The 11,096-nt window shown below is 65.4% G+C and carries 7 protein-coding genes and 1 pseudogene; 2 read left to right on the forward strand and 6 right to left on the reverse strand.

Features of this window, described 5'->3' with window-relative positions:
- A pseudogene (locus D477_RS18785) lies at nt 1–487 on the reverse strand (hypothetical protein); the annotation flags it as partial.
- Between the two features lie 87 nt (nt 488–574).
- Nucleotides 575–1,624 carry a hypothetical protein gene (locus tag D477_RS21430; protein WP_005273642.1) on the reverse strand — a complete coding sequence of 350 codons (1,050 nt, stop codon included), beginning with the start codon at nt 1,622–1,624 and terminating at the stop codon, nt 575–577.
- Between the two features lie 235 nt (nt 1,625–1,859).
- On the opposite strand from D477_RS21430, the gene D477_RS18795 reads away from it, so the two are divergent.
- Nucleotides 1,860–3,341, forward strand: a complete 1,482-nt coding sequence (locus tag D477_RS18795) for a hypothetical protein (protein WP_005273644.1) — start codon at nt 1,860–1,862, stop codon at nt 3,339–3,341.
- Between the two features lie 109 nt (nt 3,342–3,450).
- Here D477_RS18795 and D477_RS18800 read toward each other — a convergent pair whose 3' ends face one another.
- From D477_RS18800 to D477_RS21435, 3 genes are all read right to left on the reverse strand, one after another.
- Nucleotides 3,451–5,670 carry an NADP-dependent isocitrate dehydrogenase gene (locus D477_RS18800; protein WP_005273647.1) on the reverse strand — a complete coding sequence of 740 codons (2,220 nt, stop codon included), beginning with the start codon at nt 5,668–5,670 and terminating at the stop codon, nt 3,451–3,453.
- A 79-nt stretch (nt 5,671–5,749) separates the two neighbouring features.
- A complete protein-coding gene (gene purH, locus D477_RS18805; RefSeq protein WP_005273650.1) occupies nt 5,750–7,408 on the reverse strand; it encodes a bifunctional phosphoribosylaminoimidazolecarboxamide formyltransferase/IMP cyclohydrolase in 1,659 nt (552 codons plus the stop codon).
- A 181-nt stretch (nt 7,409–7,589) separates the two neighbouring features.
- Nucleotides 7,590–8,039 (reverse strand): hypothetical protein, encoded by a 450-nt coding sequence (locus D477_RS21435; RefSeq protein WP_005273653.1) that lies wholly within the window; start codon nt 8,037–8,039, stop codon nt 7,590–7,592.
- A 173-nt stretch (nt 8,040–8,212) separates the two neighbouring features.
- Here D477_RS21435 and D477_RS18815 point away from each other — a divergent pair, with 173 nt between their 5' ends.
- Nucleotides 8,213–9,565 carry an MFS transporter gene (locus tag D477_RS18815; RefSeq protein WP_043847700.1) on the forward strand — a complete coding sequence of 451 codons (1,353 nt, stop codon included), beginning with the start codon at nt 8,213–8,215 and terminating at the stop codon, nt 9,563–9,565.
- A 926-nt stretch (nt 9,566–10,491) separates the two neighbouring features.
- Here D477_RS18815 and D477_RS18825 read toward each other — a convergent pair.
- A partial coding sequence (locus D477_RS18825; RefSeq protein WP_005273657.1) for a DUF6318 family protein occupies nt 10,492–11,096 on the reverse strand: 605 nt, incomplete at its 5' end.

Genomic DNA, 11,096 nt, shown 5'->3' on the forward strand with positions numbered 1-11,096 from the left:
TGACGTCCGCGTCAGCAACGACGTCCGCAGCCACATCAGCGGCACCGTCCTCAGTGCCTCCCAAGGCGACGTCCGCGTCAGCAACGACGTCCGCAGCCACGTCAGTAGCGACGTCCGAGGCCGCATTTTCAGCACCACCGAGCGCGAGATCAGCGGCTGCGTCTGCTGTTATGTCGGCTACGGGTTCCTGGGCTGTCGTCGCGGGGCTGTCCGCCAGCACTTCGACATCCGCTGGACCGTCGGCGGTGACATCGAGGCCAAGGACCTCCGCCTCGGCGTCCAGGTCCGCAGCGGCGTCGAGAACGGCGTTAGGTGCCAGAAGGTCGACGTCTGCGTCGGCATTTGCTTCGACATCGAGGATGTTCTCTACACCCGCGAGAGTCTCGGGTGGTTCTGTCTCAGCGGCCGATGCTCCGGCCGCGCCGAGGACCAGCAGTCCTCCGCTGAAGGCGACGCTGTACAGCGTCGTCCGCACGATTCTTCTCATGATTGTTCGTCTCCTGATTGATTCTGCTGCCGGCCCTTGGGCCGGCCGGGTCCTTGTGCACGCTGGGATGCAGCGGCAAGGACGGAATCAATCAGGCGATGAACCGGGGGCGAAGGCTGGGGACGAGGGCAGAATCCATCCGCCGGCCGGCACCATTCCGGCTGCCAGCAAGGCATCCACATTGTGGGCCGAAGCGAGATCCGCCGGCCCGGCGGCCGGTGCCGGAGAAGCTCCGCTTGCTGCCGTCGTGGATCCGACTGCAGGTACACCAGGTTGTCCGAACGGGATTGGGGCGTCGTGATGCACGGCCAAGCGGACGCTGTTCGATGTAGCCTCCTTCCAGCCCACGGTGGCGTCCGTGAAGGAGTCCGCGAAGGCGCTCCAGGAGGCTGCGACGACGTTACTGATGTTCGTGGGATCCGCGGCCGTGGGCGGGCCGGTGGGAGCGGCCGGGGTGGCACCTTCCGCGGCAGTCGGCTCGGCGGGAGCGGCAGGAGCGGCAGGAGGAGCTGCTGCACTCAGGCTTGCAGCTGATTCAGTGGCAGAGGGCAGGGACCCGGACGGCATGGCCGCGGATTCTGCGATCGGTTCAGCAGTAACGGCCACGGGCTCGATGACGGTCTGCACCTGCTCTACCACGGGCTGCACGGTCGATGCGGTGAGCGGCTCCACTGCTGCCGCGACAGGTTCGAGCGCCGGCTCGGCCGCGTCCAGAACCGGTTCAGCCACGCGGCCAACGGCCCCGGCAACCGGATGTGCGATCGGCTGTGCGGACGCCAGCACCGGCTTAGCAACGGCTTCCGCGGACTCCATGACCGGCTCTGCGGCGGCTCCCACGGACTCGGCGACCGGATCCACTGCGGCAATTACCGGTGCTGCGAGATCTGCAACAGGTTCCGTTGCGGCCGCTGCATCAGCGGCGGGAACGGCCAGGGATTCAACGGCAGGTTCGAGAGGGTCCGCCACGGAGGCGGCCAGGTCCGTCACGGACGAGAGCGCGGGTTTCGGGACCTCGTTAGCATCGTCTGCTGCCTGTGCGCCGGTTAGCCCGAGGAAGGCGAAACCGACGCTGGCTCCCGAAATAAGGAGCGCGCGGCGGACCAGGCGGCGGGCATGATCCCAAGAGCCAACGCCCATGGAAACCACCCCCGCGGTTCAGCCGGATAAACGATCCACTTCTCAGGCTACGACGGCGAGGTACACGCGTCTACGGGACCGGGTGAATTGGTTCACAGGGCGCAGTTGAACGGCCGACAGTCGAAGCCTGATCCGCGAGAGCGCGCCCCGCGATGAAAAGGCGCGCTCCGCCGTCGTACGCTCCGCTGTGCACGGTTCCCTGTACAAGCGCCGGATGCAGTGATTACCTACAAGCATGGGCGCAGAAGTCAAGACCAAGACCTTCACCCGTGAACAGAGGACGCGCTACCGCGAGCGGCTGCTCGAGAACCTCGAGACGTTCGCCGACTACCTCTCCACAGCTTCGTTCGCCCCGACCGGATCCATCGGCCTGGAGCTGGAGCTGAACCTCACCAACGCGGACTGCTCCCCTGCGCTGCGCAATTCGAAGGTCCTTGAGGCGATCGCCGACCCCTCCTTCCAGACGGAGATCGGCGCCTTCAACATCGAGATGAACCATCCGGCGCTGGCGGTCTCCGGCACCGGGCTGAACGCGCTGGAGGAGAGCCTGCGCCGGCAACTGAACCGGGCCGAAGAACGTGCCGCCGAGGCGGATGCTCAGATCCTGATGGTCGGCATCCTGCCTACGCTCAAGCAGGAACTTGTGGAGGACATGTCGTGGCTGAGCGCCGGCAAGCGCTATGCCGCCTTGAACACCTCGGTGCTGCAGGCCCGCGGCGAAGACGTCCTGATGGACCTGCGGGGGATCGAATCCGTCTCCTTCTATGCGAAGAACATTGCGCCGGAGGCAGCCTGCACCAGCGTGCAGCTGCACGTCCAGCTGGAGCCGTCCGAGTTCGCGCCGGTGTGGAACGCCGCCCAGATCATCGCCGGGCCGCAGGTGGCGCTGGCCGCGAATTCGCCGGTCTTCATGGAGAAGCTGCTCTGGCACGAAACGCGGATCGAGGTGTTCAAGCAGTCGATCGACACCAGGCCGCCGGAGATGCGGAACCAGGGCGTGCGGCCGCGGGTCTGGTTCGGCGAACGGTGGATCACCTCGATCTTCGACCTGTTCGAGGAGAACGTCCGGTACTTCCCCGCGCTGCTGCCGGAGCTGTCCCGTACCGTCGGCCGGCACACCAAAGCCGGAGCCCCGCTGCTGCCCGAGCTGCGGCTGCACAATGGGACGGTCTACCGCTGGAACCGCCCGATCTACGACCCCGGCGACGACATGCCCAACCTTCGGCTGGAGAACCGGCTGCTTCCGGCCGGCCCGACGGTGCTTGATACCGTAGCCAACGCCGCGTTTTTCTTCGGCCTGGTGCGCCGGCTCAGGACCGCCGACCGGCCGCTGTGGACGCGGCTAGCATTCAAGAGCGCCGAAGCCAACTTCCTTGCCTGCGCCCGGTACGGGCTGGAGGCCAACGTGTACTGGCCCGGCCTCGGGGACCTGCCGGTGGTCGAGCTCATCATCCGCCACCTGCTGCCGCTCGCCGCCGAAGGCCTGACCGACCTGGGTGTCGACGATGGCCTCATCGAGCAGTATCTGGGCGTGTTGCGGGACCGGGCGCAGTCGGAGCAGAACGGGGCCAAGTGGCAGATCGAGACCTTGCGCCGGCTGGAGTCCAACGGCTTAGGCCGCCCAGCGGCATTGGCGAAGATGACCGGGTTGTACGCCGTGAACATGCATACGAACCAGCCGGTCCACACCTGGCCCATCGCCCACGTCGTCGGCTGAGCATGGCGGATGTCGAAGCGGCCGTCGTACGGCTAAAGCGGACGACGGCGGCCGGTGCCTTTCGCTGGGAAAGGTACCGGCCGCCGTCGTTAGGGTCTGGCGGGCTGGGTTAGGACAGCGTGGCCAGGATTTCGTTCAGCTTGGCGGACGGACGCATCACGGCCGAGGCCTTGTCATCCTCCGGGCGGTAGTAGCCGCCGATGTCTGCCGGGGAGCCCTGCACGCCCAGCAGTTCCGCGTTGATCTGCTCCTCGCCGCCGGTCAGCGCTTCGGCCACCGGTGCGAAGGCCTTGGCCAGCTCGGCGTCCTGGTCCTGCTTGGCCAGTTCCTGCGCCCAGTACTGGGCGAGGTAGAAGTGGCTGCCGCGGTTGTCGATCTCGCCGACCTTGCGGCTGGGCGACTTGTTCTCCAGCAGGAAGGTGCCGGTGGCGCGGTCCAGCGTGTCCGCGAGGACCTGCGCGCGGGCGTTGCCGGTGGTGGTGGCCAGGTGCTCGAAGCTCACGGCCAGGGCCAGGAACTCACCGAGGGAATCCCAGCGGAGGTGGTTTTCCTTCAGCAGCTGCTGGACGTGCTTCGGAGCGGAGCCGCCGGCGCCGGTTTCGAAGAGGCCGCCGCCGTTGATCAGCGGGACGATGGAGAGCATCTTGGCGCTGGTGCCCAGCTCGAGGATCGGGAACAGGTCCGTCAGGTAGTCGCGGAGCACGTTGCCGGTGACCGAGATGGTGTCCTCGCCCTTGCGGATGCGCTCAAGGGTGAACGCGGTGGCCTTGACCGGGGACATGATCTCGAGCTGCAGGCCCTCGGTGTCATGCTCCTTCAGGTACTCCTTGACCTTCGCGATCAGGTTCGCGTCGTGCGCGCGGTCCTCGTCCAGCCAGAAGACGGCCGGGGTCTGCGAGGCGCGGGCGCGGGTGACCGCAAGCTTGACCCAGTCGCGGATCGGCAGGTCCTTGGTCTGGCAGGCGCGCCAGATGTCGCCCGGGGAAACCTGGTGCTCGATCAGCACGGCGCCGGACTCGTCGACGATCTGCACGGTGCCGGCGGTCTCGATCTCGAAGGTCTTGTCGTGGCTGCCGTACTCCTCGGCGGCCTGGGCCATCAGGCCGACGTTCGGGACCGTGCCCATGGTGGTCGGATCGAAGGCGCCGTGTGCGCGGCAGTCGTCGATGACAACCTGGTAGATGCCGGCGTAGGAGCTGTCCGGCAGCACCGCCAGGGTGTCGGCTTCCTGGCCGTCCGGGCCCCACATGTGGCCGGAAGTGCGGATCATCGCCGGCATGGAGGCGTCCACGATGACGTCGGACGGCACATGCAGGTTGGTGATGCCCTTGTCCGAGTCGACCATGGCCAGCGCCGGGCCGTCCTGGAGGCCCTTCGTGATGGCGGCCTGGACACCCTCGCGGACGTCGGCCGGCAGCTCGGAGAGGCCGTTGAGGATGGAGGCCAGACCGTTGTTCGGGCTCAGGCCGGCCTCGTCCAGCTGCTCACCGTACTGCGCGAACAGATCCGGGAAGTAAGCGCGGACCACGTGGCCGAAGATGATCGGGTCGGAGACCTTCATCATGGTGGCCTTCAGGTGCGTGGAGAAGAGCACGCCTTCGTCCTTGGCCCGGGCGACCTGGGCGGCGAGGAACTCATCCAGCGCGGCGGCGCGCATGACGGTGCCGTCGATGACCTCGCCGGCAAGCACCGGGAAGTAGTCCTTCAGCACGGTAGTGGTGCCGTCTTCGGCGACCAGCTGGATCTTGATCTTGCCGTCGGCCTCGACGACCACGGACTTCTCATTGGAGCGGAAGTCGTCGGCGCCCATATGCGCAACGTTGGTCTTCGAATCGGCGGTCCAGGCACCCATGCTGTGCGGGTTCTGGCGCGCGTAGTTCTTCACCGACAGGGGTGCGCGGCGGTCCGAGTTGCCCTCGCGCAGCACCGGGTTGACGGCGCTGCCCTTGATCTTGTCGTACCGGGCGCGGATTTCCTTTTCGACGTCGGAAGACGGGTCGTCCGGGTAATCCGGCAGGGCGTAACCCTTGGCCTGCAGTTCCGCGATGGCGGCCTTCAGCTGCGGGATGGACGCGCTGATGTTCGGCAGCTTGATGATGTTGGCTTCGGGCTTCTTGGCCAGCTCGCCCAGCTCGGCCAGCGCGTCGCCGATCCGCTGTTCCTCGGTGAGGTGGTCGCCGAACGCGGCGATGATGCGGCCGGAGAGCGAGATGTCCCGGGTCTCCACTTCCACACCGGCCGTCGAAGCGAAGGCTTCGACAATCGGCAAGAACGAATAGGTGGCCAGCATGGGCGCTTCGTCAGTGTGGGTATAGATAATCTTGGCCATAGGTGAGGCGTCTCCCTGAAAAGTGGGTTTCTATTGGGGTCTCAACGTATTCAACTTACCCGAGCCGGGCGCTGAACCGTCAGTGGAAGAAGTGGCGGGCTCCGGTGAAGTACATGGTGATGCCGGCCGCTGTGGCAGCCGCCACTACTTCCTCATCGCGCACCGAACCGCCAGGCTGGACCACGGCGCGCACCCCGGCGTCGACCAGGATCTGCAGCCCGTCCGCGAACGGGAAGAAGGCGTCGGAGGCAGCGACCGCACCGCGGGCCCGTTCCGGAGCCCCGGCTCCCTCAACGTTCGCCGCGCCGCCGGCGGAGTCCGCACCGCCTTCTACAGCCACGCCCAGCGTGTTGGCCCGCTCCACCGCAAGCCGGCAGGAATCCAGCCGGTTGACCTGGCCCATGCCGATGCCGACGGCGGCGCCGTCCTTGGCGAGCAGGATGGCGTTGGACTTCGCGGCGCGCACCGACTTCCAGGCAAAGGCCAGGTCGGCAAGCGTCGCTTCGTCGGCCGCTTCGCCCGCGGCCAGCGTCCAGTTCGCCGGATTGTCGCCGTCGGCCTCCAGCGTGTCCGAGACCTGGACCAGAACGCCACCGGAGACCTGGCGGATCTCGGCCGGGTCTCGGCGGTAGCCCTCGGGCAGGGTCAGCAGTCGGATGTTCTTCTTCCGCGAGAGGATGTCCACCGCTGCGGGCTCGAAGTCCGGCGCGATAACGACCTCGGTGAAGATGTCCTTGACTGTCTCCGCCATGCCGGCGGTGACCGTGCGGTTCGCCGCGATGACGCCGCCGAACGCGGAGACCGGGTCGCAGGCGTGCGCCTTGGCGTGGGCGTCCGCGATCGGATCCTCGGCGCCGGGCGTGGCGACGGCGACGCCGCACGGGTTGGCATGCTTGATGATGGCCACGGCCGGTTCGGCGTGGTCGAAGGCGGCGCGCAGGGCGGCGTCCGCATCGACGAAGTTGTTGTAGCTCATCGGCTTGCCATGGAGCTGGTCCGCCTGCGCGATGCCCGGGGTCGCCCCGTGCTCCACGTAGAGCGCGGCCTCCTGGTGCGGGTTCTCGCCGTAGCGCAGTACCTCGGAACGCTCCAGCGCCAGGCCGGCGTAGGGCGGCCAGGCGTTGCCTTCGTCGGTGCCGTCGCCGAACTGCGCGGCCGTCCACTTCGCCACCGCGTTGTCATATGCGGCGGTATGCGCAAACGCGGAAGCCGCCAACCGCCGTCGTGCCTTAAGGTCAAAGCCGCCCTCCGCCGCTGCGGTGACCACCTCGGCATACTTGCCCGGATCAACGACGACGGCGACACTCGGGTGGTTCTTCGCGGCGGCGCGGACCATGGAAGGGCCGCCGATGTCGATCTGCTCGACAACGTCGTCCTCGCCGGCGCCGGACTTCACCGTGTCGACGAACGGGTAGAGATTGACGACGACGAGGTCGAAGGCCTCCACGCCAAGTTCCTTCAGCTGGGCCACGTGATCCTCGCGGCGGCGGTCCGCCAGGATGCCGGCATGGACCCGCGGGTGCAGTGTCTTGACCCGGCCGTCCAGGCACTCCTGGAAGCCCGTCACCTCGGACACCTCCGTGACAGGCACGCCCGCCTCGGCGATGCGCTTGGCCGTGGATCCGGTGGAAACAATGCTCACGCCGGCCTGGTGCAGCCCCTGGGCCAGTTCCTCCAGCCCGGTCTTGTCGTAGACCGAGATCAGGGCCCGGCGGATGGGAACACGGTCAAGCTGCATCAAGCTCACGCAAACTCCAAAGGTACATCAATAGGGGATGCGACCAGTCTAGTTCACGCCCTCTGCTGCCCTGTTTGTATGAAGCCGGGGGCCCGACTGCGGGGACGTCCAGTTCCGGACGCAGGCAGACCCCGGCCGGGAAGTAATGGCGCCCGGGCCTGTCTTTGTTGGAGAGGAACGCTCAGTCGGCAGTGTGCGCGCTGGGCGCCGATGCGGCCGACTGCGCCGAAGCCGGGGACGCCGGGCTTGGCGCGGAGACCGCCGACGGGGCGGAAGCCGGCGTATGGGCGGAAGCCGGAGTCTGGGCCGACACCGCACTCACGGCGCTCACGGCCGAAACAGGCGAGGCCGGCGTCTGCGGCGTCACCGCTGAGGGTGCCGAGGCCGGCGTCTGCGGAGTCTGTGGCGTCACCGCCGACGGCGCCGTCTTCACAGCCTGGTCCTTGAGGTCCACGTCAGCAGGAGAAACTGCCCGCTCGATCGAAGGGACTGATGTCTCAACCTGTGCCCGATCGGAAATGCTGCTGCCCAGGTCCTGCGTGCTGAAAGCGTCGCCGGCGACGGCGGCCCCCATGCCGACAGCCATAACGCCAAGGGAACCGGTGGCGATCCAGAAAACACGCTTGTTCATCGGACTCAAGACCTTTCGCTCAAACTGTTCTTTCCGTGCTGGTAGCAACTGTGCCGAGCGAAAGTGAGACAATGAGGAGAACCTGATGAGAGCTTTCTCATATTGCAAAGCCCCTAGTCAAGAGCAGTTTGCCGCATTGGAAAAACCTTGGGCGGCACTCCATGGAAGGCACCATGACCGAAACTCAGCGGCTTCCCACCGGCGACCAGATCGTGCAGGAACTGCCATGGCGCTGGAAGGTGCAGGGCAAGATCTTCCTCATCGGAGGCCTCGGCTTCATGTTCGATGCCTGGGACGTCACCCTCAACGGTGTCCTTATCCCGCTGCTTTCCGACCACTGGAACCTCGAGCCCGCGCAAGCTGCCTGGATCGGCACCGCGAACCTGATCGGCATGGCCCTTGGCGCGTTCATCTGGGGCTCCATCGCGGACCTCATCGGCCGGAAGGTCGCCTTCACCGCCACCCTGCTCGTCTTCTCCATCTTCACCGTCTGCGGCGCCTTCGCGCCCGACATCGTCTGGTTCTGCATCTTCCGCTTCATCGCCGGCTTCGGCCTCGGCGGCTGCGTCCCCGTGGACTACGCCCTCGTCGGTGAATTCACGCCCCGCCGCCAACGCGGCCGCGTCCTCACCGCCATGGACGGCTGGTGGCCCGTCGGCGCCGCCCTCTGCGGCTTCGTCTCCGCCGGCATCATGGCGACCATCGCCGACTGGCGCTGGACCATGCTCATCATGGTGCTGCCCGCGTTCCTGGTTTTCTGGGTCCGCCGCTCCGTGCCCGAATCCCCGCTCTACCTGATCAACAAAGGCCGCGGCGACGAAGCCCGCCAGGTCATCGACGAACTCGTCCGGCAAACCGGCGGCCAACCCACGAAGTGGCGGCTGCCCGATCCGGCAGCCGCTCCCCGGCTCTCAATGGGCAACGTCTTCCACCAGTTCCGTGCCATCTGGAGCTTCAACTGGAAAATTACGACGGCGGCATGGGCCTTGTTCTTCAGCATCCTCCTTGTCTATTACCTGGCTTTGACGTGGATGCCCCGCATCCTGATCGAAGCCGGCTTCGCCGAAGTCCGGGCCTTCATCACCACCGCCGGCATGGCCGCCGTCGGCCTCCTCGGCGTCATCATCGCCGCCTACTTCGTTGAGAAGACCGGCCGCAAATGGATCCTCGCCATCACCGGCCCGCTCTCCGGGCTCATCCTCGTCATCGTCGCCCTCACGGTCGAGGTGCCCGCGTCGGTCGTCATCTGGCTGCTCGTTTACGGCTGCGTCGTCCAGATCGCCATTCCCGTGCTCTACGCCTACATCTCGGAGCTCTATCCCACTGAGCTGCGCGGCTCCGGCTTCGGCTGGGCGTCAACCTTCTCGCGAATCGGCGCCGGCTTCGGCCCGCTGATCTTCGTCGCCTTCATGTGGCCCAACCTCGGCCTCGCCACGTCCTTCGCCATCGCCGCCGGCCTCGTGCTCATCTCAGTCAACTGGATGGCCAAATTCGCCCCCGAAACCAAAGGCGCCGAACTCCACTGATCGCCCAGAACTGCTACGGCTCCTCAGCAGCCAGCACCACTTGGATTCTCCAAACAGTTGTCCGCGTAGTTGTTCACCACTGACCGCCACACACTGATCGTGACAGGTGAGGCTGTAAACGAACCCGTGCCAGGGATAGGAATGGCAGGACCTCCATTCACGCTGTACGTCCCACGGAACGTCGTCGTTAATGAGACGTTGAAGTCGCCCGTTTGAGCGTAAAGGTGACTGGTCGCGGTCTGCTCTCCCCAGCGATCCGCCGGCAGCGGACCACCTGGATTAGCGACAGGACCGAGGGAACTACCGTCACCATAAGTCCACGTGTACTCAGTGGGAAATGCTTCGACTACTACTTCCTGTCCGAAGAGCTCGATTGAAAATGACTGATCTCCAGCAGTGGCATAAACGTTGGTGTTCGCGCCCACCAAGGTATGGGGACTCGGTTGGAGACTCACACTCCCTGCGTTAATGGGCAAGAGCCTGAATTCGGAGAGGATTCTTCCCGCAATCTCCTCAAGCACGTCCATGGGTTCTTCCGAGTAGATGCACGACAATTCGCCGATGGGTGTGTTCCACGCCGAAGAGCCCAATTGCCTCAGGCCGGTATACCACTGGACCAGTTCACCGTCCTCGCCATCCTCACATCTGCCGTCATACCTCACTCGACATTGGACGTCGATGTTGCCCTCACGATCGAAACAGACAGGTTCGTATCTATATCCGTTGGGATCATCAGCCTGGTTGACCGGGGCTACTCCCCACATGCCGGAAACCGGATCTAGGTGCCACTCCCCGTCCACAGTTGCGCCATCCTTACGCCAGCCCACGGGCTTATCCTCGGCCAGCGCAGCAGGTGCCGGTACAAGAATGAGCGTGAGAACTGCCGACGTAACTGTAGCCAGGGCTAAAAGGCTCTGCACGGCTTGTCATCCCATACCTTCGACGTTCTTTGCCCTCCACTGCCCGTCGGCATACTCAGCATTCATAACATCGATAATCCCGATCTCTTTCTTGACTTCGTGTTCAAGACTGCCAGTGCTTGAATAAAAGCCCAGCTTCTGCTGGTCCACTTGAGTAAGGACCTGGTAGGTTCCGTCGGCCGAAGCTTCAAACCGCTCAATGACTGAGCCGACGACAGAAAGTTCGCCGCCGACGATCCACTTGCCATCGGTGTGCCACTCACTAATTGTTTGTTCAACTCGGAGGCACCCCTTGCAGCCTTTGCCACTAATCTGCTTCAGCGGCTCCATATCGCCGGTTTCGTATGCGTAGCTCAGCGTGGCATACCAATACTTAACAAACTCCTCGAGACCTTCCTTGGATTCCTCTTTGGCCTTCTCGGGCATCTTGGGGAGTGGCACGTTTTCGGCGGGGCCGTCGGCTGAGGCGGGTTTGTAGCTTGGGGTCGCTGTGGGCATGGGGGTGGCTGTCTGCACTTGGGTGGAAGCTGCGGGTGAGGCGGCGGGGCTTGCTTGGCCGCCTTGGGCGTCACCGCCGCAGGCTGTGAGGCCGAGGGCGGCTGCGGCGAGGA

Source organism: Arthrobacter crystallopoietes BAB-32 (genome assembly GCF_000328305.2).
GTDB lineage: Bacteria > Actinomycetota > Actinomycetes > Actinomycetales > Micrococcaceae > Crystallibacter > Crystallibacter crystallopoietes_A.

Excerpts from the sequence above, each read along its gene's own strand:
- D477_RS21430 (WP_005273642.1), bottom strand. The coding sequence starts at position 1,624 with ATGGGCGTTGGCTCTTGGGATCATGCCCGCCGCCTGGTCCGCCGCGCG.
- D477_RS18795 (WP_005273644.1), top strand. The coding sequence starts at position 1,860 with ATGGGCGCAGAAGTCAAGACCAAGACCTTCACCCGTGAACAGAGGACG.
- D477_RS18800 (WP_005273647.1), bottom strand. The coding sequence starts at position 5,670 with ATGGCCAAGATTATCTATACCCACACTGACGAAGCGCCCATGCTGGCC.
- purH (WP_005273650.1), bottom strand. The coding sequence starts at position 7,408 with ATGCAGCTTGACCGTGTTCCCATCCGCCGGGCCCTGATCTCGGTCTAC.
- D477_RS21435 (WP_005273653.1), bottom strand. The coding sequence starts at position 8,039 with ATGAACAAGCGTGTTTTCTGGATCGCCACCGGTTCCCTTGGCGTTATG.
- D477_RS18815 (WP_043847700.1), top strand. The coding sequence starts at position 8,213 with ATGACCGAAACTCAGCGGCTTCCCACCGGCGACCAGATCGTGCAGGAA.